Below are 25,449 nucleotides of genomic sequence, written 5' to 3' on the forward strand. Positions count from 1 at the left end.
GGGCAACCGACCGACCCGGCCGCGGGGAACCGACGGGCCGGGCGGAGGCGGCGGGCCGGGCGGAGGCGGCGGGCCGGGCGGAGGCGGCGGGCCGGGCGGTGATAGGCGGCGGTGCCGCCGGGACGGGGACACCCCCGGCCCCCTCCCGGCGGCACGACACCCCGGGCCGGGGCCGGGTGCAGCACCCCGGACCCCCTCATGGCTCTCCCCCGACCCAGACCCCCGCCGGCGAACACGAACGCCGGCGAGACCGCCGAAACCACCGGGGGCATCAGGAACACCGGTACAGGCCGAGGCGCACCGCCCGGAAAGCCAGCACCTCGGGTCTCCCCCACAAGCACCACCCCGGGCGGATAGCGGCGGCCGCCCCCGGCCCGGGCGGCGGCACAGCGAGTACCGGCGGAACGGCTCACGCAACCGCACGCTGCACCAACCGGCGGACCGGGCGGAGGCGGCGGGAACCGGATGATGCTGGAGCGCTTGGGCCCAGCGGTGGCCGGGGAGGCCACCTCCCCGGCCCCACCAACCCCCGCCGACACCCAACACCAAGCCGGGCATCACAGGAGGAAACGTGTCAATACCAAAGCCCACCCACAACATCCGCCACCGTGAACGCCAACACCCGCCACACCCGAAAGGCCTCCATGACCAAGCACCACACCCCCACCCCCACATCAACCCCCGTTGCGGGCACGGGAACCGGAGCGGATACGGGACCCGGCGCAGGCGCCGAAGCAGGTATGGGAGGAGCTACAGGAGCAGGCACGGGCGCCAAGGCTGGCACGGGCGCCCGGGCAGATACGGGTACGGGTACGGTGCGGGCACTGGGGGCCAGTCGGCGGGCCGTCCTGCGGGTCGCGGGGGCGGCCGGAGCCGCCGCTCTGCTCAGCGCCGCCTGCACAGGGCCCAACCGGGCCCGCGGTGCGGCCGGACAACCCTCCACCCCGCCCGCCACCCCACCCGGCCCGGCCTCGGCGTCGCCGGCCTGCGTCCTGGCCGTACAGGCCGGCGCTGGACCCTACTACCTCGACCTCGGCCTGATCCGCTCCGACATCACCCAGGACCGCGACGGCGCTCCTCTACGCCTGGACCTGACACTCGTACACGTCCCCGAGGGCTGCCGGCCCGTACCCAACGCCCGCATCGAGGTATGGCACGCCGACGCCGACGGCAAGTACTCCACCGGCAAAGACACTTACCTGCGCGGCACCCAGATCACCGACAGCACCGGGCGCTGCGTCTTCCACACCATCGTGCCCGGCTGGTACGCAGGCCTCGCCCCCCACATCCACTTCACGGTCCGCCCCGACCCCCACACCGCAACCACCTCACAGTTCTTCTTCCCCGAACACCTCCTCACCGCCATCTACACCCGCCCGCCCTACTCCCACCGCACTCCACCCGCACACCCCAACACCCGCGACGACCGCTACCGCGCCGCAGGCACCACCATGACCCTCCCCCTCATCCCCGACACCACCGGCTACCACGCCACCTACACCATCGGCATCAGCTGACTCCCCCACCTCGAACCACCGCCGCCGCCCCCGGACCCCCTTCCCCGGCCCTCACCGGGAACGCATCCACACGGGCCCGCCCCGCGCCAGGACAGGCACAAACACGCTCACCAGGTGCGAGCCACTCCGGGATCAGAGAAGCTGAGCATGGCCCCAGCACCCCCGGCGCCCAGGCAACAGCGAGGAGGCCCCGTGGACACCACACCCCGCCCCCACACCCGCAACACACGAAACCGCAGCACGCGAATTTGGGCCGCAGTCCTGCTCATCACCGCAACAACGCTCGCAACCACCACCCTCCCCGCAACCGCAGCACCCACCCCCGCACCAGCTCCCGCCCCCGTCGTCGTCGACTGCGACTCCCAACCCCAAACCCGCCCCACCGAATACCTCCTCGCCTGCGGCGACGGAAACAACCGCCTCACCGACCTCCGCTGGCACACCTGGAACAACGAAACCGCCACCGCCACCGGAATCGACCTGGTCAACGACTGCCGCCCCTACTGTGCAGCAGGCCAGTTCCGCCCGTACCCCGTCACCGTCACACTCGCCAACCCCCAGCCCTGGCCCAACCACCCCGACACCCACCGCTACACCACCATCCGTCTCCTCTACACCCACAACACCCCCGCCCCGACCCCCAAGGACGTCACCTATCAACTCGTCTACGACACTCCCGCCACCCCCCAGCCCACACTCAACTGAGACGTCGCCTCTCATGGTGTTTCCTGCGTCTTGCCGGGCGGGGATGTCGGTCCATTGCTGTTGACGTGGATCGCTGAGGTGACGAGAGAGCCGTTGGCGTTGGAGCCAGGTGACCGACGGGTGGACCGGTGTCTGCTGCCGAGGTGATCGCTGCCTTTGAGCAGACTGCTGCCGGCATCCGGGAACGCAAGAGCAAGCCAGCCTGGCCCGTCGGTGGAATTCTCGCCGACAACACATGCCGGGCATTGCCGCCCGGTCGGACCCGGGTGACACCGAGGGTCACTTGAAGCAGGCCGTACGGGGGCTGAGAGCGCGCCGCCCCTGGCGTATCTGCGTCAGCGGCGTTAGACGCCCAAGGACAGCGGCAGCCCAAGGCTGACCGCAGCAGACATCGGTAGCCAAAGGGCGGGCGCGCACAAGCAATACGAATCGTCATTACGGACACGACCCGCGGCAGATCACATTGCACGCAAGGAATGCAAAGGAATGCAGGTCGTCCCGCGTGTGGCGATCACTTAGCCGGCAGCGGATCCCGGCGCCCACTGCGGCTTCCCCGGCACAGCACAACCGCGTGTCGCGGCCGGCCTGCTCACGCACAGGGAGCAGCCGGGTACTCTCGGCCAATCGGTGTCCGCTGACGTGCCTCGCGCCGGGTGCCCGGAAGAGCAGCAGCGCCCCGCTGCCGCTGCGGTGGACGGGCGGTGCTCGCCCCTTGCAGGGAGCAGCTGAAACGAGACGTCGGGCCCTGTCGGAGTGGAAATCGATCCGGTTTGGACAGATATGGTCGCGCTCATCGATGCCGATGGCATTCACCGGCACCGGCACTCAGCGCGGAGGTCGTCCGGCGGCATGCATCGAGGCGAGGCGCTGGTCTCCCTCCTGTGCGCCCCGCCCCCTGCTCCACTCTCCGCGGGCCGCGAACAAGGAAATGAGCGCAGAGATGAAAAAGACGATCCAGTCAGCGTTAGGCACCGCCGCACTGCTGCTGGCCGCCATGACGGCCAGCAGTGGCTCTGCTGCCGCCCATACGACGGGGGCGGACGCAGCAGCCGCGCGCCCGGCTCGGGTCGCCGGGCAGTGGACCGAGCCCGTCGACCAGAACCGTCCGGGCATCACCTTCTACATCGAAAAGCTGACCCTCACCGCGGACGGCCGTTTCGAGCAGATCAACAACGTGATCTGCAATCTGGACAACTGCCCCGCTTTCAAAATCGGCGTCAACACCGGCACGTACCGGGCCGAGGGCAGGGCCATCCACCTCGACGGAAATCTCTCAGACCTGCACGGCACCATCCGCAACAGCAACACCATCGTCCTCGACGAACACGTACTTCACCGCATCACCCCCGACAGCACGCAATAGGTCGCTCGGGGTGGAGGGCGCTCCGTAACGACGTCGCGCCCGGTTAACGGGTCGGCCGGAATGGCGGAGAGGGCCGTGCGGTGGACGATCGTCCACCGCACGGCCCTCCGTGTGTCCGAGGGCTCAGGGCGTGGGGACGGTGGTGTTCGCCGTGGTGCCGTCTTCGTCCTTGGTCTCCGGCGTCGCGGGCTGTTGCGGAACGGGTGGGGTGCGGATCAGCAGCGCGACCAGTACGGCCAGGACGCCGAGGGCGGCGCCGACGCCGAATCCCCACTGGATGCCCGTGGCGAGGGCGCCGCCGGCGTCGGCGCCCTCGGCCGCCGCCGCGGCGGCCCGTCCCGACATGACGCTGATGACCAGGGCGGTGCCGGCGGCGGCCGCGACCTGCTGGAGCGAGCCCAGGATGGCGGAGCCGTGGGGGTAGAGGTGCGGCGGCAGAACGGCCAGACCAGAGGTGAAGACAGGCGTGAAGACGAACGCCATGCCCGCGCTCAGGGCCACGTGCAGGGCGAGCACCAGCCACGGCGAGGTGTTCTCGGCCGTGAGGGCGAACAGACCGAGGCACAGCGCGGTGACGACGGCTCCGGGTACGACCAGGCGTGGTGCGCCGAAGCGGTCGTAGAGCTTGCCGACCTGCGGTCCGAGCAGGCCCATGGTGATACCGCCGGGGATGAGGAGCAGCCCGGTCTGCAGGGAGGTCAGGCCGCACACTTCCTGGAGGTAGATCGGCAGCAGGATGAAGGCGCCCATGAGGGCCATGAACGACAGACACATCAGGCCCAGCGCAACGGAGAAGTGGCGGAACGTCAGAGTGCGCAGGTCCAGGAGCGGGGTGGAGGAACGCTGCAGTGCCAGTTGCCGCCAGACGAACAGCCCGACGAGCACGGCGCCGGCCGCGGTGGTGACCTCCGGGGGAACGGGGGCCTGGGCGGCGTTCTCGGCTCCCAGGCCGCTGAGCCCGTAGACGAGGGCGCCGAAGCCCGCTGCCGCCAGGGCGACGGAGATCCAGTCGATGGGGGCGGCCTTCGGCTCGCCGATGTTGATCAGGTTGCGTCGGCCGAAGACGGCCATGGCTCCGGCGATGGGCAGCACGGCCAGGAACAGCAGGCGCCATGACCCCAGCTGCAGCAGCACACCGGAGACGGCCGGGCCGAGAGCGGGTGCGACGGAGATGACGAGGGTGATGTTGCCCATGACGCGGCCGCGGTCCTGCGGGGGTACGAGGGTCATCAGCGTGGTCATGAGCAGCGGCATCATCACGGCGGTGCCGCTGGCCTGGATGACGCGGGCGGCCAGCAGTACGGGGAAGGCGGGCGCGGCCGCGGCCAGAGCCGTACCGGCGAGGAACAGTGCCATGGCGAGGCCGAAGGCGGTTCGGGTCGTCACGCGCTGGAGGAACCACCCCGTCACGGGGATGACGACGGCCATGGTGAGCATGAAGGCCGTGGACAGCCAGCCCGCGGCGGCTGCGGTGACGTCGAAGTCGCGCATGAGTCGCGGGATCGCGTTGACCATGATCGTCTCGTTGAGCAGCACGACGAACGTGGACAGTACGAGGATCCGCAGCACGGCGGTGACGCGGGCGGGTGGGAGGGTGGGGGTTGCGTGTGGTGCGGGCATGGTGCCTTCCGTCATGTGAATGTCCTCCGTACCTGGCAGGTCACACTGACAGACTGCGACGCCGGGCAGAACTCATCGGTCCCGCCCGATCCTGTCGGTCCCCGCGTCGAAGCTCAAACGATTTCGACGAACCGGAACGCCAGGACATGGCATGGCATGGCGCGGCGTTGCGTGGCATGGCATGGCGCGGGCCGGGACGGGCACGGCTCCGGGCTCGTACCGGCGGCCTGGGTCAGACTCTGACGGCAACGCGCTCGCCGATCGCGACAGCCGCGCGGCGGCATGCCGCCCGGGCCGCGGTGAGGTCCGCGCGTGCGTCCGGTCCCCGCTGTCCGGTGGCGGCCGCGGATGCCCTGTGGGCTGCCACGCGCAGCTCGGCCCGGGCGGTCGGGCCGTCACCGGGGAGCTCGGTGAGTTCGGCGGCGTCCGCGATGGAGGCGAGCAGCCGGGCCAGCTCGGCCGGGCCGGACACCGCCCTGTGGAGGTGGACGCCGAGCAGCCGGGGCACCCAGGCTGCGAGGGCGCCCCGGATCTGCTCACACAGCCCGTCGGTCCCCGCGTACGGGCTGTCGGGCGCTATGCCGGCGCTCATGTGCCCATGGTCGCCGCGCCCACTGACAATCCCGGTGACGGTTGCTGCTCCGCCTCCGCCGGGTCCCGGGGCCGGTGGAGGGTGCGCCGGGTGGCGGCAGGACGGCGGGGCGGGTGGCGGCAGGACGGCGGGGCGGGGGCGGGGGACGCCGCGACGCCACGACGGCGGGACGGGGGACGCAACCACGCCAGGACGGCGGGACGCCACGACGCCACGACGCCAGGACAGCGGGACGCCATGGCACCAGAGACGCCAGGACGCCATGGCACCAGGGACGCCAGGACGCCATGGCGGCCGGACCGGCTACGGCAGCGGGCCGGACGTGGGGTCGGCGTCGGCCGCGTCCGCGAGGGCCTGCGCGGCGGCTTCCGCCGCCCGGGCCGCGTCGTCGGCGGCCTGGGTCGCCCGGTCCTCCGCGGGCCGGGCGTGGGTGGCCTGGGACGGGGGAAGCGTTTCGTTGAAGGCGCGGCTCACGGACTGGAGCGCGGACGTGACCTCGCCGGGAATGACCCAGAAGGTGCTGCCAGGGCCCTGGGCGAGCTGCGGCAGTGCCTGGAGGTACTGGTAGGCCAGTAGCTTGGGGTCGGGGTCGTTGCGGTGCACCGCCTGGAAGACCTCGTCGATGGCGCGGGACTGCCCCTCGGCCCGGAGGATCTCGGCCGTTCGCTCACCTTCGGCCCGCAGGACGGCGGACTGCTTGTCGCCTTCGGCGGTGAGGATCTGGGACTGGCGCTGGCCCTCGGCCCCCAGGATGGCGGCGCGCTTGTCCCGTTCCGCCCGCATCTGCTTCTCCATCGCGTCCTTGATGGACTGGGGCGGATCGACGGCTTTGATCTCCACGCGGTTGACCCTCAGGCCCCATTTGCCGGTGGCGTCGTCCAGTACGCCGCGGAGTTGGCTGTTGATCGTGTCGCGCGAGGTGAGGGTCTTCTCCAGGTCCATCGATCCCACGACGTTGCGCAGGGTCGTGACCGTGAGCTGTTCGACCGCCTGGAGGAAGTTCGAGATCTCGTAGGCCGCGGCCCGCGGGTCGGTGACCTGGAAGTACAGGACGGTGTCGATCTCGACGACGAGGTTGTCCTCGGTGATGACCGGTTGGGGCTGGAAGGAGACGACCTGCTCCCGCAGGTCGATCACGGGATAGACGCGGTCGATGTAGGGGATGACGATGTTGAGGCCGGGTCTGAGCGTACGGTGGTAGCGGCCCAGCCGTTCCACGTTGCGGGCACGCGCCTGGGGCACGATACGGACGGCCCGTACCACGGTGAAGACAGCGAAGACCGCGGCGATGACGCCGACGACGACCCAGGCTTCCATGGTCACTCCCGGGGGTAGACGAATGCGGTGCTGCCGCTGATTTCCACCACGTCGGCGGTGGTTCCCGGAGGGATCACCAGCGTGTCGTCGTAGGGGCGGGCGGTCCACTCCTCGCCTCCGATGCGGACCCTGCCGCCCAGCGCGGACACTTCGCTGACCACGTAGGCGGGTTTCCCCACCAACGCCTCCACCCCGAACCGCGCCTCCTGGCGCGGCGAGAGGCGGCGCAGCGCGAGGGGGCGCACGAAGAGCAGGCTGAGTGTCTCGACGGCGGCGAACAGCAGGAACTGCCACGGCACGGGGAGGCCCAGGGCGGCTGCCGCGGCGGTGACGGAAGCGGCTGCGGCGAGCAACCCCAGCGCGGCGGTGAGGGTGAACACCTCCGCGATGGCCAGCACGGCCGCCGCGATCAGCCACATGAGCCAGGGTTCCACGAAGGCCCTCCTCCCGTGCGGTGCCCCATGCGGTGCGGCCGGCGGGGCAACCCGCCGAGCGACCGACCCGCCGAGCGACCGACCCGCCGAGCGACCGACCCGCCGAGCGACCGACCCGCCGAGCGACCGTCCACCGACTGACCCGATCAGCCGACCGACCGACTGACCCGATCAGCCGAGCGACAGGACGTACACCTTGCGCCGCATTGGGCCTTCAATGTACCCATTTCGACCAATATGGAATCACCGGTGGCAGGGTTCAGCTGGAGATCGCTTCCAGGAGGTCGCCGACCTGCGGGTCGGGAAGGGCCCGGGCGACGTCGGCCTGGGCGACGATGCCGACGAGGTCGTGGCCGTCGATCACGGGCAGCCGGCGGACGTGGTGCTCGGACATGGTGTGGAGGATTTCGGAGGCGTCGTCGTCGGCGCCGATCGTGACCGCCTCGCCCTGCGCGAGTTCGCCCGCCTTGCAGGTCGCGGGGTCCTTCCCGGCGGCCAGGACCTTCGTGACGATGTCCCGGTCGGTGAGCATGCCCTTCAGCTTGTGGTCGGTGCCGCAGATCGGCAGGGCGCCGACGTCGAGGCGGGCCAGCTTCTGGGCCGCCTCCAGGACGGTCGACTCGGCGTCGATGCATTCGGGTTCCGGAGTCATGATGTCGCGCGCGGTGGTCATCACTGCCACCCCTCTCGTCGCGGGAATCGAGCTTCTACGGAGCCCCTGCCCGACCTCCCGCCACCTACGCCTCTCACGGCTCGGGCTGCGCGTCTCCCGGCTCGTGGCGCCGGCCGGGCATGGCCGGCCGGCGCCACGGTGCTCAGGCGGGGGGTGCGGCCGGGGCCGGGAAGCGGGCCCAGACGCGGTGGGCGCCCATCAGTTCGGTGAGCCGGCGCAGAGCCGCCGGTCCGTCGCCCGCGAGGACGACGCCGGCCTCTCCGTCGTGGATGCCGGCGGCTTCGAAGAGCTGCTCGGCGCCGTTCCAGCCTCCGACCGCCTTGCCGTGCCGGTACGCCTCGGCGAGCAGTGCCAGGACGCGGGGGTCGCCGGCTGCGGGCCTGGGATCGCCGGCCTTGGCGTCGCGGGCGCCGTAGGCGTCCGCTCCCGCCGCGGGCAGGCCGGCGAACAGCAGCGCGTCGAACTCGACGGAGCGTGCGGCCGCGTAGGTGCGCTGCACCGTGACGGGATCACCGTCGCCGGCCAGGCGCCCGCCGACGGGGGCGATCACCAGCGGCACCATGCCGGCGTCGAGGACGGCCTGGCGGACCTCGGCCACGCCGGCCAGATCACCGGCCGGGTCGGTGACGATGCCGATGATCCGTCCGTCCAGCGGCCAGGTCTGCCCGATCTGGGACAGGCGCGGGCTGGGGCGGGCGTCCCCGAGCGGTTCGGTGGCCGCCGGTACGGGCAGTCCCAGCCCCGCGGCGACTTCGGCGCACAGCCGGCCGTCGATGTTGGCCAGCGTCTGCAGGACGCGTTCCTTGACGGCCTCCTCGTAACACTTGGACAGCTCGAAGGTGTAGGCGGCGATGATGTGCTCGCGTTCCACGGCGCTCATGCTGAGCCAGAACAACCGCGGCTGGGAGAAGTGGTCGTCGAAGGAGGCGGGCGCCTCGCGGACCTTGCGCGCGGCGGGGAGTTCGACCGGCACTTCGATGAAGGCGCCGGTGTCGGCGCCGGCGAAGAAGGGGCAGCCGCCGTCGAGGCTGTTGGGGTGGTACGGCGCGACGCCGCGGTGCACGGCGGTCTGGTGCATGCCGTCGCGGAGCATGTCGTTGACGGGTGCGTGGGTGCGGTTGATGGGCAGTTGGGGGAAGTTGGGGCCGCCGAGGCGGGTGATCTGGGTGTCGAGGTAGGAGAACATGCGCCCGGCCAGCAGCGGGTCGTCGGTCGGGTCGATGCCCGGGACGAGGTGGCCGGTGTGGAAGGCGACCTGCTCGGTCTCGGCGAAGTAGTTCGACGGGTTGGCGTTCAGGGTCAGCAGGCCGAGCGGTTTGACCGGCGCCAGCTCCTCGGGAACGATCTTCGTCGGGTCGAGGAGGTCGATGCCCTCGAAGGTCTGCTCCGGCGTGTCGGGGAAGGTCTGGATCCCGAGTTCCCACTGCGGGAAGGCGCCCGCCTCGATCGCGTCGGCCAGGTCGCGCCGGTGGAAGTCGGGGTCGACGCCCCCCAGGATCTGGGCCTCCTCCCACACCAGGGAGTGCACGCCCAGCTTGGGCTTCCAGTGGAACTTGACGAGCGTGGTGACGCCCTGCGCGTTCACCAGGCGGAAGGTGTGGACGCCGAAGCCCTCCATCATCCGGTACGACCTGGGGATCCCGCGGTCGGACATGTTCCACAGGGTGTGGTGCGTGGCCTCGGTGTGCAGGGAGACGAAGTCCCAGAACGTGTCGTGCGCGCTCTGTGCCTGCGGGATCTCCCGGTCCGGGTGCGGCTTGCCGGCGTGGATGACGTCGGGGAACTTGATGGCGTCCTGGATGAAGAACACCGGGATGTTGTTGCCGACCAGGTCGAAGACGCCCTCCTCGGTGTAGAACTTCGTGGCGAAGCCGCGGGTGTCGCGCACCGTGTCCGCCGAACCCCGGGAGCCGAGGACGGTGGAGAACCGCACGAACACGGGCGTCTCGGCGTCAGCTGCGAGGAACGCGGCCTTCGAGACGACCGCCCCGGTGCCGTAGGACTGGAAGACGCCGTGGGCGGCCGCGCCGCGGGCGTGGACCACGCGCTCGGGGATCCGCTCGTGGTCGAAGTGCATCAGCTTCTCGCGCAGGTGGTGGTCCTGCAGCAGCACCGGGCCCCGCGGGCCGGCCTTGAGCGAGTGGTCGGTGTCGTAGAGCCGGGTGCCCTGCGCGGTCGTGAGGTACGCACCGCTCTGGGCCGTCCGGGCCTGCTCGTCGCCGGTGGGCTGCCCGGTCGGGCTCACCGTCTCCGGGCCCCTCTGGTCCGCCTTGGGCGGCAACGGCTCGACCGGCTGGGCCGGCTCGATCAGCTGCGGAGACGCCGAGGCCGGCTTACCCGGGATCCCCTCCGCGGGAGGACGCTGGGCCCCTCCCCCTTGCACGACGTCGGCGATCTTTTCGGTTACGGCCTTCAACGGATTCGTCTCTGGCATCACAGCTCCAGGGCAGGGGATCAGGGCGATACACGTGTGACCCCATGCGAGTAAGCCCAAACACTGCCATGTCGACAAAAACGGCGAAAATCGGGCGGCTGCTTCGTCGATGCCATGGGCGGGAGGGCGTGTGGAGGCCACCCGGAGCCGCACCCCGGCCCTGCGTGACCTCACCGGTTCTCACCGGGGCCGTGCCCCGGCCGCGCCGGGACCGCGCCGGGAGCTCACGGGGCCACACGGTTGGGGCGCCCTGGCCCGGGCAGCCGCCCCGGTGGAGGGAGAGGCGATCGACATGGGCTGTACGGCTCTCATCGTGATCGACATGCTCAACACCTACGAGCACGAGGACGCGGACGCGCTCGTCGACTCCGTGCGCACGTGCCTGCCGGGTGTGGAAGCGGTCCTGCGTCGGGCCAGGGCGGGCGACTCGCCCGTGATCTACGTGAACGACAACTTCGGCCGATGGCGGTCTCACCACGGCGAGATCCTGCAGGCGGCACTCACCGGCAAGCACTCCGAGCTGGTCGAGCCCATCGCGCCCGACGAGGACTCGCTCTTCGTTGTCAAAGCCCGCCACTCGGCGTTCTTCGAGACCCCCCTGGCCTACCTGCTGGGACAACTCGGCGCCGAGCGCGTCGTCCTGTGCGGCCAGGTGACCGAGCAGTGCGTGCTCTACTCGGCCCTGGACGCCTACATCCGCCACCTCGACGTCGTGGTGGCGGCCGACGCCGTCGCCCACATCGACCCCGGCCTGGCCGAGGCGGCCCTGCGCATGATGGAACGCAACATGTCGGCGGACATCCGCCTGAGCCACGACATCACCTTCGACGGCTCCCCCGCCCCCGGGTGAGCGGGCAGCGGCCACACCGGACGGGCGCTGCTGCGGTACGTCGGGCGTTCATACCCGCGATGGGCGTGGGCGGCGCCCGGCACGGACGACCATCCGTTCCGTTCCTCCGCTCGTCACCCGCCCGGGCCTGGCCGTGCTTCCAACGACGACTCCCCGCGCGGGCGGCCTCGCCTGTGCCGCCGATGACGGCTACCGCTGGGAGGTGCCCGGCCTCACGAGAGCGGGGGCTGGAGGCGCGATGGCGCTCCAGCCCCCATGTCCCGATGTGTTCCCGTCCGGTCCCGTCCCCTTACCGCCGTTCCCGTACTTCGCCGAGCGCCGTTCAGGCCGCGGCGACGGGCTGGGGCCGGGGCTGGGGCTGGGGCCGGCGCAGTTGTACTTGGCCGAAGAGGAGGGCGTAGTCGTCGGGCAGCTGCCGGAGGATGCGGGCGAGGAGATCGGGCCCGGCCAGGCGTGCCACGGCGGCGAGTACCGCGCCGGTGTCCCAGCGGGCCATGGCCGGGCTGACTCCGGTTCGCTCCGCCAAGTCCTTCACAAAGGCCCAGCCGGTGAGCTGCTCGACGTCGGGGACCTGGGAGGTCAGGGTGAGGGCGGCTTCGACGGGCAGGGCCTGGGCGAGGTCGACGCGTTCGTCGCCGGTGATCCGGCGGCCGAGCGCGGCGAGAACGGCACGGGTGGCTTCTTCGGCGCGTTCACGGGTGGGGTAGGCGCCCTCGTAGCGGACGCGTTCCAGCATCTGGTCGAACGCCGCGGCGGCGGGGGCGGGCCGGTCGGATCGGAGCTGGTCGTACATGGCGGTGCGGTCACCTTTCTCGCCGAAGGGAAGGGCGGGTCACGGCCGTCCGGGCTGCTCAGCTGGGCTGGGGATGGCCGAAGAGGAGGTCGTAGCCGGGTGGGAGCTGCAGGAGGACCTCGCGGGTCAGGACGTCTCCCGCGGCGGCGGCCGCGGTGGACAGGACGGCGCCGATGTCCCACAGGGCCGTCTCCTCCGTGGCTCCCTCGATCCAGGCCGCGGTCGCGCGGACGAACCGCTGCGGCGAGAGCGGCTCGGCGGCTTGCAGCGGGTTGAGGAGGATCAGGGCGTACGTCTCGGGGAGACGGGCGGCGAGTTCGGCGCGCACGCTGCCGACCAGGTGGGCGCCCAGCAGGGCCAGGACGACGCGGGCGACGCGATCGGCCTCGTCCACGGTTTCGTACTCGCCTCGTTCCTGGACGTGGGCCAGGAACGACTCCCTGCGCATCGACATCACAGCACCTCCGAGAAGGGAGGGAGAGGGCGGACGGGGGTGTGGGGCGGGAGGGTGCGGGCGGGTGCCGGAGGGCGGGTGCCGGAGGGGATGGTCTCCCCGCCCTCCGTGGCCGCGGCCCGCGCGGTGGTCTTCCGCGGGCGGTCTTCCCCGCGCGGCGGTCTCAGCCGGAGATCTCCTTGCGGCCGGACTCGCCACCGATGCTGATCTTGCGCGGCTTGGCGCGCTCGGCGATCGGGATCCGCAGGGTCAGGACACCCGCGTCGTAGTCGGCCGCGATGCGCTCGGTGTCGAGGGTGTCGGCCAGCATGACCTGCCGGGAGAAGACCCCCAGGGGCCGCTCGGAGAGTTCCATCTGCGCGCCGTCGCCCCTGGCGGCCGGCCGGCGCTCCGCCTTCACGGTCAGCATGTTCCGCTCGACGTCGATGTCGATCGCCTCGGTGCTCACCCCGGGAAGGTCGAAGGCGATCACGTACTCGTCGCCGTCACGATAGGCGTCCATCGGCATGACCGACGGCTTCGACCAGGTCCCCGACGCACCCGACAGCTGCTGGACGATCCGGTCCATCTCACGGAACGGGTCGGTGCGCATCAGCATCGCGAAAACACCTCCAGATGGTTCAGGCAGGAACTGCCCATGCGCTTCAACGTGCTTCTGTTGTAGCACGTCATCCAAACGATGACAAGCTGTACGTCGTCCATGGGATGACACGTTGACGCGCGCTTGTCGTCGTTCGGGCAGGACGCCCCGGCCGGCGCCGCGCGCCGCGCACGGGTGTGCGGGCGTGCGGGTATCGCCCCGGGGCAAGCGCCTGACCGGAGGTGGGAATGCCGATGTGGAACCGCTTGCGTACGTCCGCCCGGGCAGCGGGACGGGATGCCGTCGGATTCGTCCGGCGTGGGGTCCGGTCCCCGGGCAGTGAGCGCGACGACCTGGTTCTCGTCGTCAAGAGCGTGGTGGCGGCGACCGTCGCCTGGGTGCTGGCCCGCCATTTGCTTCCGCCGACGGTTTCCACCTTCGCCCCCTTCACCGCTCTGGTGGCGCTCCAGGCGACGGTGTACCGCTCGTTGCGGGACTGCGCTCAGTACCTGGCCGCGATGGCCGTGGGAGCAGCGCTCGCCGCATCTCTCGCGGCCCTTGCCGGGATCCACGGCTGGCCCTTCGCCCTGCTGACGCTCGTCGCGCTCGCCGTGGGCCGGTTCCGGCCGCTGGGCGCGCAGGGCGCACAGGTCGCCATCATCGGCTTCTTCGCCTACTCCTCCGGGCTGGGCCGGATCGACTACATCGGCCATCTCGTCGCGTCCGTCGCCCTCGGCGCGACCTGCGGGATGCTGGCGCACGTGGTGCTGGCCCCCGCCCGGCACACCCTGCACCGCCAGGAAGCGGTCGCCGAGCTCTTCCGCCGCGTGCAGGACCGTATGGGTGAACTCGTCGACGCCTTCGAGAGCGAGACCCCTGACGGTGAGCGCATCCACCGGCTGCGCGGCGAGTGGCGGGAGCTGTCCGTCGACGCGGACCGGGTCCGGCAGGCTGTGGACGCGGAGGTGGAGAACAGCCGCCTCAACCCGCGGCCCACCATTGCCGGGTCCGCGGACGCCCTCGTGCGGGCCCGCGAGGCGCTGGACGTCTGCCAGCGCTGCCTGGATCATCTCCGCTCCGCCGGCCGCAGTCTTGACTACGCCGTTTCCAGCAGGGAACTCGTCGTTCTGCCCGCGGCGTTCCGCTCGGCCTACGCCGAGCTGCTGCGCGCAGTGTCGGCGGCGGTCCACCAGATCGGCGGGCTGGAGCGCACCGACCCGCAGCTGCTGGGCCAGACCCTCGCCCAGGCCGTCCAGGAACTCGACAACGCCCGTCAGGCATGGGGCACCGATGACGGCAGGGCGGAAACGGCCGCCCTGCAGGGCACTTTGCTGACGGATGCCGGGCGGCTGATCGAGGAACTGCAGTACAGCGGCCGGTTCCTCGATCAGCGCCGGTGACGGCGCGACGACCCGCGCGTCGACGGGCCACATGCGTCATGAAGGTCCTGGGACGGCCGAGACGCCCGAGACGCCTGATCCCGAAGGTCCGAGTCGAGGGCTCGAGCGCCTCGTGGAGGTGCGGTTGGCACGGCTCGCAGCATCAGTGCGCATTGCCGCCGTGTGCAGGGTCCTTGGCGTCGACTCCGGTGACGGCGGTCGCGTCCCTGGTCCCGCTGGGCCGTCGGCTGCGCCCCTTGGGGCCGGTGTCGTGCATGCCCTCGTCGCCTCCCCCGGCCTTGGACTGCCGTTCGCCGCGGCGGCGGTCGGAGGTCTTGACGGGCTCCCCGTGCGGGTTTCCGGCCTCTTCCGTAGCAATCCGGCGCCCGGAACCCTTCTGCGGAGCGTGCTCGTCCGGGTGGAACGAGCGGCGCGCGCTCGGGTTGTCCTGCGTAGGAGTCGCATCGACGTCGGGAGACCAGCCGTGCTGTGCGGACCCCTTGTGCCGGCCGGCGCCTTCACCGTGCTTCGGGTGGGACTGCGGTTCCTTGGTCATGACACTCGCCTGCCTTCCGGGCGTACGCCCTACCCGGCGGCTGTCCACTCCGGGCCTCCTCATGCACCCTCGCCGCCACGGGGGCACCGCCTCGGGCAGCCACGCCCAGGGAACCCGCAGGACACAGGCGTCGACCGGCCCTCGGCCGCGTGCCGAGGCGTGCGCTCAGCCTTCGGACGGAGAGCGACGTTTCCGTACGGTCCGCACGGGCAGGCGCGAGCCATCAGGGGGCGACCTGCTCCGCGGAGCCGGGCCAGTGGGCCTGATGGCCGGCTACTCGGCATCGCTCAGGGGTGCCGGCCGGGTGTGGGTCGCCGACCAGAGCGACCGGCTGCGGCTGGCCGAACAGGCGCCATTCTCATCAACACCGCCGAGCAGGGGCCGGGAGAAGTCGTCAAGGAGGCCGCTGGGGCTCGGCGCCGACGACGGCTGCGCATGCGTCGGCTCGCCATGAACGGCCTCATCGATGCCGTCCGCTCCACTGGCAAGTCCCGGCGTCGTCGGGGTGTCCTCTCCGAGGACCCAGGTGAGGGCCGGCCAGGCTCCGGTCAAGCGGTACGACCGCGCTCTGCGCGATCTCATCGCAGGGGGAAAGGCCGAGCGGCGCTCCTCTTTGCGCCGGGAGCAACTTCGAGCAGCCCGCGGGCTGGACGGCCAGCGACAGCCGGACGTAGCGCGAGCCGGATCCGAGGCGCCCGGCCCACATCCCGTGCCCACGCGCGACGCCCGCCTTCACACCTACGTCGACGCCCCACGTACAGGATCCAGCCCACGCACCCGCGCACGCGCATCCGGCAGGACGCACCGCTCGTCGACGCTGTGACGATGCACGCCCGGCCTCGCCCCGACCACGGCGAGGCCGGACACCTACCAGGGGCATGGCCGGCTGGGCGGCCGCAAGGCGCTGGTCACCAGTGGCGACTCCGGGATCGGCCGCGCCGTCTGCCTGACCTTCGCCCGGGGAGGCGCCGACGACCCAGACCCTCGCCCAGATGCTCACCGAACGCGGCATCCGCGCCAACGCCGTCGCACTCGGACCGGTCTGGCCCCCACCCCCGCGACGACCGGCGCGGCGTGTCCCCGGGGCGTCACGGGTTTTCTCGTCGCCGCACAGCGCGGCCGATGAGTTTGTGGCTCTCGACCGGTCCAAGCTGGTGACGCTGGTGACACCACCGAAAGGACACCGCCATGTCGGAGCTTCTCGTCGACTTCATCACTTCCCTGGACGGCTACGCATCGGGAGAGGGCTGGCCCGGGTTCTGGGGCCTGGAGGGCCCGGAGTACCTCGCATGGCTGGGCGAGCAGCCCGAGGTCACCTACCTGATGGGAGCGAACACCTACCGCCTGATGTCGGGCTTCGCCGCAGGCGAGATCCCGGGGGGCCAGGACGAGTTCAGGCCCGAGGAGGAGGCCTCCGTCGACGAGCTGACGCAGGCGTCCAAGGTCGTGTTCTCCTCCACCCTTGAGGAGCCGCTGACGTGGGGCAATTCCAGGCTCGTCCGCGGGGACGCCGTCGAGGCGGTCCGCGCCATGAAAGCCAGCGGCTCGGGGCTTCTGAGCACGATCGGCAGCCTCAGCCTGTGCCGGGCCCTGCTGCGTGCCGGACTCGTCGACCGCTTCCGGGTCGTGATGTTCCCGGTGATCACCGGTGCCACGGGCCAGGAACGGATCTACGACGGCTACCCGGACGTTGCCCTCGACATGATCGAGCACCGTACTTTCGACGGCCGCATCCAGCTGGTCGAATACAAGCCCCGCGTGCTCGAACACCCGCCGCTCGGCGCCCCCGCGTGACCGTCGCCCGCCCGCCGGGCCCGACGGCCACCAGGCCAGAGCCGGCGGGCGAAGCAGGAATTCCGTCGGCGCCCTGCTCTGCACCGGGCCTTCGCGTCTCCTGGGCCGTGAAGGTGAACGCGTCCCGGGCGCGACGCTGACGCGCGCGGGAACGCACGTGACGGACAGGGTCTGCCGCTAGGTTGGGGAAGCCGTACAGGCCTGCGGAAGGGAACGGCGATGATCGCGAGGGTGGCGGTGTGGGAACCGATGCCGCTCGATGATCGGGACTGGGTGCTGCAGGCCACGGCCTCGGTGCCCGGAGTGCTCGGCGCCTACCATCTCGTCGATCCTGCGAGCGGCAACGGGCTGTCGATCGCCTTCTTCGAGGACGAGACAGCGGCACGAGCGGCGCGCGAGGCCATTGAGCAGCGGGCTGCGGCGATCGGGTGGAACGAGTCCCAGCACCCGGCACCCACCTCCCACACCTTCTACGACGTCATCCGGCACGTGTAGCAGGTCGACAGCGGAGCGGGGCCGGCGAGTTTCGTGCATCGGCGCATGAGGTGGAGGCTGCCCTCGTCATCTTGAGCCTGAAATGCCCCGGCTACGTGCCGTCCAGGCGCCCGTCGTGCGGATCGGCCCCGCAACGCGAGGCCTGCCTCGGGGGCCTCATGGGGCCGCTCTCGCCGAGGGTGTGGACGATCACGCTGTCCCAGCGGTTCGCGAGACGTCGCAGCTCGCGCACCTCGGATGTCGCGTTACGGAAGCCATGGACACGGCCCTCGGTGCGGCCCGGGTACGCGCAGGTCATCGCGTTCGGGTAGGCGGTCGGGACATTGAGGCGGCATCGCGCGCCGCCCGGCTCATCGCGGGCGCCCGCCCCGGGCGGCCTTGTGGTGGGCCGGTCCACGGCGCGTTCGGGGTGTGCCTCGACAACGTACGGACCGCGGACCGGCCAGGCCTTCGAGGGGGCGCCGTGCGGCGGGCTCGGTCGTGCCCCGCTGCTGAGGCCGCTGCCGTCTTCGCCGTCGGCGTGTGGCGGTCAGGCGCCGAGGCCCGGCTCCGCGTTCCCGGCCCCGGCGCTGGCCCCTGGGGCCGCGGACGATGGGGCGGGACCCGGCCGGGGCTCGGCCGGGAGTGGGCCGGGCGAGCCCTCGTAGGGGAACCGGGTGACTCGCGCCGGTTCCCGGTAGGCGGCGTGCAGCTCGGCCACGCGGTCGGTCCGTGGCCAAGGTGCTCCGGCCCTGTCGGTGTCGGGTTCGCCGCGGGCCGCGCGGGCGGCCCGTCGGCGGGTGGTGAGGAACGCAGCGATGGTGACGGCGGCAGCGGCGGCCATGGCGGGGTGCCGAAGGCGTGCGGCCACGCTTTCCTCCTTGGGGCGGGGCCCTCTCACGGACCAGACCGGGAGAGGGGGCGGGCGGCGCCGACCCGAGAGTGTGGGTCGGCGCCGGCCCGGGGAAAGGCTCAACCGGGCCAGGTGCCGGTGATGCGCCGGGTGGTGACGGCTCCTGCGCGGTCGACGGACGCCTTGACGACGGCGAAGATCGCTCCTTGCAGGGCTGCTGCGATCAGGATTTCGCGCCACGTGCGCTGCTCGTCGGTGGCGTCGGGCGCGTCGCCGTCGTGACTGATCAGCTTCCAGGCCTGTTTGAAGGCCGCGCCGGCGATCATGCCGCTGGTGGCGCCGAGTACCAGCCCGACGGGCTTGTAGGCGATCTTGGACGCTTTCATCGGCGCCGCCTCCGGCTGCGGCGCACGAGCAGCAGGACGACGAACCCGGCGGCCGCGGCGATCAGCGGAACGCGGTTGGCGCGTGCCACCGTGACGGCTTGGTCGGCCTTCTCGCGCACCGCATCCGGAGCCTTCTCGGCGGCGAGCTGTCCGGCCCGGGCCGCGGCGTCGCGTGCTTGGGCCGCGGTGTGCGCCGCGGTGTCGAGGATCGGGTCGGGCGTGTGGTCCTTCACCGCCTGGGTGGCCTGGGCCGCCTTCTCCCGGAGCTGGTCGGTGACCTGGGAGGCCTTCTCCGCGGCCTGTTCCTGGATCTTCGCCGCCGTCTCCTTCGCCTGGGCCTTCACGTCGGCCTTGTCCGCCAATGCCTCGACGGTCCGGCCGAGTTCCTCACGCGTGTGCTCGACCTGCTTGCGCATTTCCTCGGGTGTGGGCGAGGGCTGATGGTCGCCCTGAGGGGTGTTCATCGGGATGCTGCCTCCTGGCTCTCGACCGCGCGGGCCGTGTCCCTGTCGATGGCCCGCTCCGGTGCGGATGGGTGGGCCGTCCTGGCTGTCGGCTTCCGCGTGGGCGGCAACGGCGGCAGTCGGGAACGGCCTTCATGGCTCTTCTTCTTGTTCTTGCTTCTTCTTGCTTCTTCTGGCTTCTCGTTCTTGCTTCCCGCTCTCGCATCGGCGCGCATACCCCCCGAGCAGCCGGTCACCCGCCCGCGCGCGAGTTCATCGCAGGCAGTGGAGGAGGAGCCGGGGCGCAGCCCGGACCAGCGCGGCGGCGGCCAGGCCGATCGCTGCGCCGCCTGCGACATCGGTGGGGTAGTGGGCACCGCTGTGGACCCGCTCGATCGCCACCATCACCGCCGGTACGCCGCACGCGGCGCCCACCCACGGCCACCTGGGCGCGACGGCCGCCGTGAACGCCACGGCGGCTGCGGTGTGGCCGGAGGGGAAGGAGGAGCTGTCGGGGCGGTCGTGGACATCGTGGTGAGGAACCCACTCCTCGGGCGGTCGGCGTCGCTCGGCGAGCGGTTTCACCACGCCATTGGCCAGTAGTTCGGCAACCGCCATGGCCATGACCCCGGCGGCGGCCGCCCTGCGGCCGCGTCGCCCTCCTCCGGCGGTCATGAGCACTGCGGCCGCCCACCACAGCTTGGTGTGCTCGGCGGCGTCCTCGACCGGTGGGAGGAGTTTCCGGGCCCAGGCGGAGTCCGATGCGGCCATCCGCCGGGCGAGGCGGTGGTCACGGCTGTGCAGCGCGGTCAGGACGTCCACCCACTCACCTCCTCGCCTACGTCACCGCGCGCCGGGTTCACCCCAGGCGGCGGCGGTCCTCGTCACTCCACGCCCGGGTGTCGCGGGGTTCGACGTACGGCTCCTCGTCCTCGGGATGGCCCCCGGCGATGGCGCGCTGGCGGATCATCTCGGCGTCGAACTCCAGGCCGAGCAGGATGGCCAGGTTGGTGATCCAGAGCCAGATCAGGAAGACGATCACGCCGGCGAGAGTGCCGTACGTCTTGTTGTAGGAGCCGAAGTTCGCCACGTAGAAGGCGAAGCCGGCCGAGGCGATCAGCCAGATCAGCAGCGCCAGGAAGCTGCCGGGGGTGACCCACTTGAAACCGCGGCCCTTGGCGTTGGGTGCCGCCCAGTACAGGATCGCGATCATGATCGTGACGAGCAGAACGAGGACCGGCCACTTCGCGATCGACCACACCGTCATCGCCGTGCCGCCGACGCCGAGGGCGGCACCCGCCTGCCGCGCCAGACCACCGGTGAAGACCACGATGAGGGCGCTGAGGACGGCCAGGACCATCAGCGTGACCGTCAGCGCCAGGCGCAGCGGCAGGACCTTCCACACCGGGCGCCCTTCGGGCATGTCGTACACGGCGTTGGAGGTCCGGATGAACGCGGCGACGTAGCCCGATGCGGACCAGATCGCGACGACCAGACCGACGATCGCCACCAGCGATCCGATCCCGGCGTTGCCCTGGAGCTGTTGGACGGCATTGGTGATCACATCGCGTGCGGAGCCGGGGGTCAGTTTCTGCAGGTTGGCCAGGACCTGCTCGGTGGCCGACTTTCCGGCGATACCCAGCAGGGAGACCAACACCAGGAGGGCGGGGAAGAGAGCCAGCACGCCGTAGTAGGTCAGCGCGGCGGCCCGGTCGGCGAGCTCGTCGTCCTTGAATTCCTTCAAGGTGCCGCGCAGCACTGCCCACCATGACCGTTTCGGCAGCTCCGACAGCCGGTCCGGGGCCCGCTCCTCGACCTGTTCATCGGGTCCCACGCTGTCAGGAGTCTCCGGCGTGGGCTCGCGGGCTTTACGGTGTTCTGCCTTCTGGATGCGTGTCATAACCAGCGGCTTTCCTCTCCTGGACGTCTCATGCGCCGCTGACCGACCGGTTGTCACTCAGGCCGTCCCGCCGGCATGGCCGCTGGCCGCTGGAGGGTCGGCGCCACCCCGAGCAAAGATCTGTCACGTCTGGTCTGACCTGCGCCAGCTTGCGGAACAGCGCTCAGCAGGGCCCGGCCTTCCAGTAGTACTCCACGATCTCCTCCCGGTACTCCCGGTCGGCGAGGTGCTCGTCGGGCAGGAACTGCGGGGCGTCCTCGATCTGCCCTCGGCTCAGGGACAGATGGAGCGTGCGCCCGTCGTGGTCGATGCGCCGCACCGCGCCCGCCGGAATCAGCAGCTTGCCGAAGATCCATCCGCCCGCATCCACGACCAGGAAGGCGTCGCCGGCCTCGTCGGAGTGCTCGTCCACTTCGCCGACGTGCCCGTCGGCGGCCTGGACCCGCCAGCCGGTCAGGTCGATGCCGGCCAGTTCGCCGCATGACGGGGCGAAGCTCCACGGGTCGTTCGCCATGCCGGTGCTCCTCTGCTTCAGCGGGCCAAGAACTCGTCGAGGAGTTTGTCGAGATCGATGAACTCCCCTCCCTCGGCCACGATGTCGTACGTCCGCTCCAGGAAACCCTCCAGTGCTCCGACGTCCGCAAAGAGCACTGCCTGTTCCTCTCGGCCCTCAGCGGAATTGCGCAGCCCGATCCGGACTTCGTGACCGCTCATCCCGAGGTGGGGGCGGAACGTCACGTCGCCCTCGCCGACCGGGCGGTGCAGTCCCTCGGCCAGCATCTGCCGGTCGAACTGCCAGGAGGCCAGGACCGCCGGCCCGTCGAAGAAGTCCGCCTGGACCGTGTACGGATGGTCCGCGGAGTACAGGAAGCGTGCGAGGAGCGGCACAGCGCCCTCACTCGTATCGAGACGGACAGCGATCAGGCTGGACACGCAGGACATGAGGAGGGCCTCTCGGATCGGCGGCACGGCGCGCCTCTCAGGTGCCCCTTCGCGCTCCGCTCACTCCCATCACTGCGGAGGAACAGCTCCGGTTCCGGGTCAACGGCGGCCACGGCGTCCGCGCGGCGGCCGCGCAGCGGGGTCAGCAGCAACGTGGCCCCGTCCAGGGCCAGTGCCCAGGCGGCGCCCACTCCGGCCGTCAGGAAGCCGGCCACGACGGGGCCGAGCAGGCTCCCGAGGGCGAAGGTGCCCATCAGCCGCCCGTTGGCGCCGGTGAGGTCATGCGTACGCACCAGGTTGGGGATGGCCGTTACGTAGGCGACGTCGAACAGCGTCTTCAGTACGGCGACCGACGCGGTCAGCACCTGAAGCAGCCAGATCTGCGGCCTTGCGAGCCACCAGACGAGCGGGACCGCGCCGAGCAGGGCGGCCCGCGCCACGTCGCAGACGATCATGAGCCGTCGGCGGTCCACGCGGTCCACCACGTGCCCGGCGAACGCCTCCGTGCCGATGGCGGTGGCGCCTTGCGCGGCCGGGAAGGTCCGCACGGACGCCGCCGCTCTGGGGGAAGCCGCGGCCTCGCGGGGTGGGCGTTGGGCGCGGGCGCACGTTCCGGCGGCGCAGGGCCTGGGCGCCCGCCGGTCGCGAGCACGCATGGCCGGATCACGGTGGCCGCCGGCAGGGGCGGGGGCTGTCACACGGCTGTGACAGACGGCGGACAGGGGCGTGAAGTGCGGCAGCCACGCTCTAACGACAGGACAAAAGGGACATTCGATCGGGTGTCCCGACTGCTTCCGAGGACGCGAGCAGCGATGACCGAGCCACCCCGGCAAAGGAAATCCCATGACCGCCACACTCACCGCCCCCGCCACGGTCCCCGCAGCCGAACTCGCCCCCCGTGAACAGGAAGCCCTCCGTCACATCGCCGCCGGACGCACCTACCTGCAGACCGCCCGCCACATGGGCCTCTCCAAGCACACCGTCGACGCCTACCTGCGCCGCATCCGCGTCAAGCTCAACGTCAACACCACCGCCGAGATGACCCGCGTCGCCATCGCCCTCGGACTCTGAGCGGGCTCACCTGTCAGGAAGCCGGGCGGAAGGCCGAGGCGCGGACCGTCGTGCCGCAGAGGGCGAAGTTGCCGCCGTCGTCGGGCGCCAGCTGCAGACGTGCACCCGCGGCGCCGATCACCATGGACGGCGCCGCGAAGGGCTCGGCGCCGGAGGCACAGTAGCCGTCCGCCTCGCCGAGGACGGGTACGAACGAGATGCGGGTCTGGGCCGCGGCGCCGACCGCCAGCTGCACCGGGCGCGCGGGACCCTGGCGGATCACGGTGAGCGACGTGGCGCGGGAGGGCGCGCCCTGGCCGGCCACGGCGATGGTGGGGTGGCCGCGCAGCACGCACGGGCCGGGCCCCTCGTTCACGACGGTGATCCGGAACGCGTCCGCCCCCACGCGCTCGGCGCCGCCCGCCGCCAGCTGACCGCCGCGGCACGGGGGCGCCGGCGCCGCCGCGGGGGCGGCCACGGCGGAGGCCGGGGCGGCCGTGGCCAGCAGAGCCGCTGTCACGAGTGTCGCGCTCCAGGCCGTACCGGCCCGGCGGCGGGCCGCGAACCCCTTCACTATGCGGACCATGACGCTCCTCTCCACCGCAGAGACGACTTCCACCTCCAGCGTGACGCCACCCGCCCGCGCCCACACTCCGGCCGGGACCGGCGCGGGTCAGCCGTGGCGGCTGAGGGCGTCCGGTGCGCCGGCCGACTGGGCTCCTTCGGACTCCAGGGTGAGCCGGTCGGGCTGCGTCATGGTGAGCACGTAGAGGTTGCCCCGGGGGCACTCGAAGGTGGCCGAACGGTCGGTGGGGTGGCTGGTCACCGCCGCGAAGACGGCGGAGTCCTGGCGGAGCTGCCGCAGCTCCAGGGCCTCGGTGCAGCCCAGGTTGCGCCCGGTGGAGAGCTCCTTGACGTCACTGACCTGCCGGCCGACGAGCTCGCCCACCGCCCCGCCGTTCAGGGTGACCGTCACGGAGAACGCGCCCGTCCTGGCCCGGGTGATCCCGTCCGCGTCCGGGGTACCGGGCCCGGTGCCCGACCAGGTCCCCACCCAGGCGGCGGGCAGGACGGCCCGTCCCGGTGTCTGGCCCGGGGCGGACGCGGTCGGCGTCGGGGCGGGCGAGGAGGACCTGCTGCCGGCCCCGTCACGGCCGCCGTCGCCGTCGCGATCACCGTCCATGAGGAGCCGTACCGGGAACGCCGCCAGTACGGCCACCACGACGGCCGCTCCCGCCAGGGCGAGGACGCGGCCCCGGCCGGGCGCGGGCCCACCGGTGCCCGCTGCCGGAGCCGTGGGCGCCGTGGGAACCGGCGGCACGTACGGGGGACCCGCAGGTACGGGTGGCGGCGGAGGCGGCGGGGCGAGGAATCGGGACAGTTCGCTCTCGCGGCGGGCGATGTCCTCGCCCAGCGCCGGCGGCACCACGCCCTCCCACTCCCCCGCGCCCGGTCCGGCGGCATCGGCGAGGGCGGTGAGGCGCCGGTGGAGTTCCCGGGCGGTGGGCCGCTGCGACGGGTCCTTGGCCAGGCAGTCCCCCACCAGCGGGAGAAGGTCCCCCGGAAGGCCGGTCAGGCGCGGCTCGTCGTGGACGATCCGGTACAGGAGCGCCGGGAGCTGCAGCTCCTCCCCCTCGGCCAGGAAGGGACCGTGGCCGGTGGCCGCGTACACGAGGACCGCCGCGAGCGAGAACACGTCGGCGGCGGCCGAGACGTCGGCGCCCGTGGCCTGTTCCGGGGCGAGGTAGCCGGGGGTGCCGATCACCGTACCGGTCTGCGTGTAGCGGGCGTCGCGGGTGGCGCGGGCGATACCGAAATCGATGAGGAAGGGACGCTCTCGGCCCAGCAGCACGTTGGCGGGCTTGATGTCCCGGTGGACGACCCCGGCCGTGTCGACCGTGACCAGGGCCGCGGACAGTTCCCGTGCCAGGCAGTACAGGGCGGGGCGCGGCAGCGGCCCGTGCCGGTGGATCCAGTCGGCCAGGGACGGCGCGGCGACGTACTCTGTCGCCAGCCACTGCGGCGCGGCGCCGGGCGGGCTGAAGTCGACCACCGACACGGTCCATGACCCCCGGACGCGGTCGCTGGTACGTATCTCCCGGTCGAAGCGCTCGGCGAAGTCCGCCTGGAGGCTCAGGTCACGGTGCACTGTCTTGAGCGCGAGCGGCCGGCCGGAAGCGGTGCGGGCCAGGAACACCTCGCCCATCCCGCCCTCGCCCAGACGCGCGAGGAGCCGATAGCCACCGATCTCCGGCGGATCACCGGGCCGCAAAGCCTCCACCAACACCACCCGCCCACAACGCCTGTTGCCGTCCCGCCCGATACGGGTCGCCTGGTGAG

Annotated in this window: 28 protein-coding genes and 1 pseudogene; 9 read left to right on the plus strand and 20 right to left on the minus strand. The window is 71.7% G+C overall.

Translation table 11 applies throughout. The annotated features are described in order from the left end of the window. Positions 1-815: 815 nt before the first annotated feature. The 3 genes from AC2RP6_RS02860 to AC2RP6_RS02870 all read left to right on the plus strand — a co-directional run bounded on the left by AC2RP6_RS02860 (position 816) and on the right by AC2RP6_RS02870 (position 3,585). Positions 816-1,517 carry a dioxygenase family protein gene (locus tag AC2RP6_RS02860; RefSeq protein WP_486444634.1) on the plus strand — a complete coding sequence of 234 codons (702 nt, stop codon included), beginning with the start codon at positions 816-818 and terminating at the stop codon, positions 1,515-1,517. Between the two features lie 192 nt (positions 1,518-1,709). After that, a complete protein-coding gene (locus AC2RP6_RS02865; protein ID WP_486444635.1) occupies positions 1,710-2,222 on the plus strand; it encodes a hypothetical protein in 513 nt (170 codons plus the stop codon). A 940-nt stretch (positions 2,223-3,162) separates the two neighbouring features. Continuing rightward, positions 3,163-3,585 carry a hypothetical protein gene (locus AC2RP6_RS02870; protein WP_486444636.1) on the plus strand — a complete coding sequence of 141 codons (423 nt, stop codon included), beginning with the start codon at positions 3,163-3,165 and terminating at the stop codon, positions 3,583-3,585. Positions 3,586-3,708: 123 nt separating this feature from the next. Here AC2RP6_RS02870 and AC2RP6_RS02875 read toward each other — a convergent pair whose 3' ends face one another. The 6 genes from AC2RP6_RS02875 to AC2RP6_RS02900 form a co-directional block, all read right to left on the minus strand. Next, the gene (locus AC2RP6_RS02875) at positions 3,709-5,220 is read right to left on the minus strand and encodes a DHA2 family efflux MFS transporter permease subunit (RefSeq protein WP_486444637.1); all 1,512 of its coding nucleotides are present in this window, start codon (positions 5,218-5,220) and stop codon (positions 3,709-3,711) included. Between the two features lie 217 nt (positions 5,221-5,437). Continuing rightward, on the minus strand, positions 5,438-5,797 hold the full coding sequence (locus tag AC2RP6_RS02880) for a hypothetical protein (protein ID WP_486444638.1): 360 nt from the start codon (positions 5,795-5,797) through the stop codon (positions 5,438-5,440). Positions 5,798-6,100: 303 nt separating this feature from the next. Continuing rightward, positions 6,101-7,114 (minus strand): SPFH domain-containing protein, encoded by a 1,014-nt coding sequence (locus AC2RP6_RS02885; RefSeq protein WP_486444639.1) that lies wholly within the window; start codon positions 7,112-7,114, stop codon positions 6,101-6,103. A gap of 2 nt (positions 7,115-7,116) precedes the next feature. After that, a complete protein-coding gene (locus AC2RP6_RS02890; RefSeq protein WP_486444640.1) occupies positions 7,117-7,548 on the minus strand; it encodes an NfeD family protein in 432 nt (143 codons plus the stop codon). Between the two features lie 259 nt (positions 7,549-7,807). Further along, positions 7,808-8,221, minus strand: coding sequence for a CBS domain-containing protein (locus AC2RP6_RS02895; RefSeq protein WP_486444641.1), 414 nt, complete (start codon positions 8,219-8,221; stop codon positions 7,808-7,810). A 142-nt stretch (positions 8,222-8,363) separates the two neighbouring features. Next, positions 8,364-10,655 (minus strand): catalase, encoded by a 2,292-nt coding sequence (locus tag AC2RP6_RS02900; protein WP_486444642.1) that lies wholly within the window; start codon positions 10,653-10,655, stop codon positions 8,364-8,366. Between the two features lie 292 nt (positions 10,656-10,947). Between AC2RP6_RS02900 and AC2RP6_RS02905 the strand changes: the two genes are divergently transcribed. Next, on the plus strand, positions 10,948-11,505 hold the full coding sequence (locus AC2RP6_RS02905; protein WP_486444643.1) for a cysteine hydrolase family protein: 558 nt from the start codon (positions 10,948-10,950) through the stop codon (positions 11,503-11,505). Between the two features lie 322 nt (positions 11,506-11,827). On the opposite strand, the gene AC2RP6_RS02910 is transcribed toward AC2RP6_RS02905, so the two are convergent. The 3 genes from AC2RP6_RS02910 to AC2RP6_RS02920 all read right to left on the minus strand — a co-directional run bounded on the left by AC2RP6_RS02910 (position 11,828) and on the right by AC2RP6_RS02920 (position 13,350). Then, positions 11,828-12,298 (minus strand): DUF2267 domain-containing protein, encoded by a 471-nt coding sequence (locus AC2RP6_RS02910; RefSeq protein WP_486444644.1) that lies wholly within the window; start codon positions 12,296-12,298, stop codon positions 11,828-11,830. A gap of 58 nt (positions 12,299-12,356) precedes the next feature. Beyond that, positions 12,357-12,752, minus strand: coding sequence for a DUF2267 domain-containing protein (locus AC2RP6_RS02915; protein WP_486444645.1), 396 nt, complete (start codon positions 12,750-12,752; stop codon positions 12,357-12,359). A gap of 163 nt (positions 12,753-12,915) precedes the next feature. Beyond that, positions 12,916-13,350: an Hsp20/alpha crystallin family protein gene (locus AC2RP6_RS02920; RefSeq protein ID WP_486444322.1), complete on the minus strand. Its 435-nt coding sequence runs from the start codon at positions 13,348-13,350 to the stop codon at positions 12,916-12,918. A gap of 236 nt (positions 13,351-13,586) precedes the next feature. Between AC2RP6_RS02920 and AC2RP6_RS02925 the strand changes: the two genes are divergently transcribed. Then, on the plus strand, positions 13,587-14,732 hold the full coding sequence (locus AC2RP6_RS02925) for an aromatic acid exporter family protein (protein WP_486444646.1): 1,146 nt from the start codon (positions 13,587-13,589) through the stop codon (positions 14,730-14,732). Positions 14,733-14,874: 142 nt separating this feature from the next. Here the strand turns inward: AC2RP6_RS02925 and AC2RP6_RS02930 are convergent, their stop codons facing one another. Next, positions 14,875-15,267 (minus strand): hypothetical protein, encoded by a 393-nt coding sequence (locus AC2RP6_RS02930; RefSeq protein WP_486444647.1) that lies wholly within the window; start codon positions 15,265-15,267, stop codon positions 14,875-14,877. Positions 15,268-15,508: 241 nt separating this feature from the next. Here AC2RP6_RS02930 and AC2RP6_RS02935 point away from each other — a divergent pair. The 3 genes and pseudogenes from AC2RP6_RS02935 to AC2RP6_RS02945 all read left to right on the plus strand — a co-directional run. After that, positions 15,509-15,775 (plus strand): annotated as a pseudogene (locus tag AC2RP6_RS02935) (aldehyde dehydrogenase); the annotation flags it as partial. A 680-nt stretch (positions 15,776-16,455) separates the two neighbouring features. Continuing rightward, positions 16,456-17,061 carry a dihydrofolate reductase family protein gene (locus AC2RP6_RS02940; protein ID WP_486444648.1) on the plus strand — a complete coding sequence of 202 codons (606 nt, stop codon included), beginning with the start codon at positions 16,456-16,458 and terminating at the stop codon, positions 17,059-17,061. A 219-nt stretch (positions 17,062-17,280) separates the two neighbouring features. Further along, positions 17,281-17,556, plus strand: a complete 276-nt coding sequence (locus AC2RP6_RS02945; protein WP_486444649.1) for a hypothetical protein — start codon at positions 17,281-17,283, stop codon at positions 17,554-17,556. 91 nt (positions 17,557-17,647) lie between these two features. Here AC2RP6_RS02945 and AC2RP6_RS02950 read toward each other — a convergent pair whose 3' ends face one another. From AC2RP6_RS02950 to AC2RP6_RS02985, 8 genes are all read right to left on the minus strand, one after another. Then, the gene (locus AC2RP6_RS02950) at positions 17,648-17,854 is read right to left on the minus strand and encodes a hypothetical protein (protein ID WP_486444650.1); all 207 of its coding nucleotides are present in this window, start codon (positions 17,852-17,854) and stop codon (positions 17,648-17,650) included. Positions 17,855-18,507: 653 nt separating this feature from the next. Further along, the gene (locus AC2RP6_RS02955; protein WP_486444651.1) at positions 18,508-18,774 is read right to left on the minus strand and encodes a DUF4235 domain-containing protein; all 267 of its coding nucleotides are present in this window, start codon (positions 18,772-18,774) and stop codon (positions 18,508-18,510) included. Further along, a complete protein-coding gene (locus tag AC2RP6_RS02960; RefSeq protein ID WP_486444652.1) occupies positions 18,771-19,238 on the minus strand; it encodes a DUF3618 domain-containing protein in 468 nt (155 codons plus the stop codon). The genes AC2RP6_RS02955 and AC2RP6_RS02960 overlap by 4 nt, the downstream gene beginning before the upstream one ends. 252 nt (positions 19,239-19,490) lie before the next feature. Next, positions 19,491-20,039, minus strand: coding sequence for a phosphatase PAP2 family protein (locus AC2RP6_RS02965; protein WP_486444653.1), 549 nt, complete (start codon positions 20,037-20,039; stop codon positions 19,491-19,493). Positions 20,040-20,076: 37 nt separating this feature from the next. Further along, the gene (locus AC2RP6_RS02970; protein WP_486444654.1) at positions 20,077-21,117 is read right to left on the minus strand and encodes a YihY/virulence factor BrkB family protein; all 1,041 of its coding nucleotides are present in this window, start codon (positions 21,115-21,117) and stop codon (positions 20,077-20,079) included. 163 nt (positions 21,118-21,280) lie between these two features. Beyond that, positions 21,281-21,631: a PRC-barrel domain containing protein gene (locus AC2RP6_RS02975; protein WP_486444655.1), complete on the minus strand. Its 351-nt coding sequence runs from the start codon at positions 21,629-21,631 to the stop codon at positions 21,281-21,283. Between the two features lie 17 nt (positions 21,632-21,648). Then, positions 21,649-22,005 carry an SsgA family sporulation/cell division regulator gene (locus AC2RP6_RS02980; protein ID WP_486444656.1) on the minus strand — a complete coding sequence of 119 codons (357 nt, stop codon included), beginning with the start codon at positions 22,003-22,005 and terminating at the stop codon, positions 21,649-21,651. A 32-nt stretch (positions 22,006-22,037) separates the two neighbouring features. After that, positions 22,038-22,607, minus strand: a complete 570-nt coding sequence (locus AC2RP6_RS02985) for an MFS transporter (RefSeq protein WP_486444657.1) — start codon at positions 22,605-22,607, stop codon at positions 22,038-22,040. 295 nt (positions 22,608-22,902) lie between these two features. Between AC2RP6_RS02985 and AC2RP6_RS02990 the strand changes: the two genes are divergently transcribed. Next, complete coding sequence (locus AC2RP6_RS02990; RefSeq protein ID WP_486444658.1) at positions 22,903-23,130, plus strand: response regulator transcription factor; 228 nt, start codon at positions 22,903-22,905, stop codon at positions 23,128-23,130. Between the two features lie 13 nt (positions 23,131-23,143). Here AC2RP6_RS02990 and AC2RP6_RS02995 read toward each other — a convergent pair whose 3' ends face one another. Both AC2RP6_RS02995 and AC2RP6_RS03000 read right to left on the minus strand, forming a co-directional pair. Continuing rightward, positions 23,144-23,695 (minus strand): DUF4232 domain-containing protein, encoded by a 552-nt coding sequence (locus AC2RP6_RS02995; protein WP_486444659.1) that lies wholly within the window; start codon positions 23,693-23,695, stop codon positions 23,144-23,146. 87 nt (positions 23,696-23,782) lie between these two features. Further along, a complete protein-coding gene (locus AC2RP6_RS03000) occupies positions 23,783-25,390 on the minus strand; it encodes a serine/threonine-protein kinase (protein ID WP_486444660.1) in 1,608 nt (535 codons plus the stop codon). Positions 25,391-25,449 lie beyond the last annotated feature (59 nt).

The sequence above is a fragment of the Streptomyces sp. WAC03905 genome (assembly GCF_057371075.1).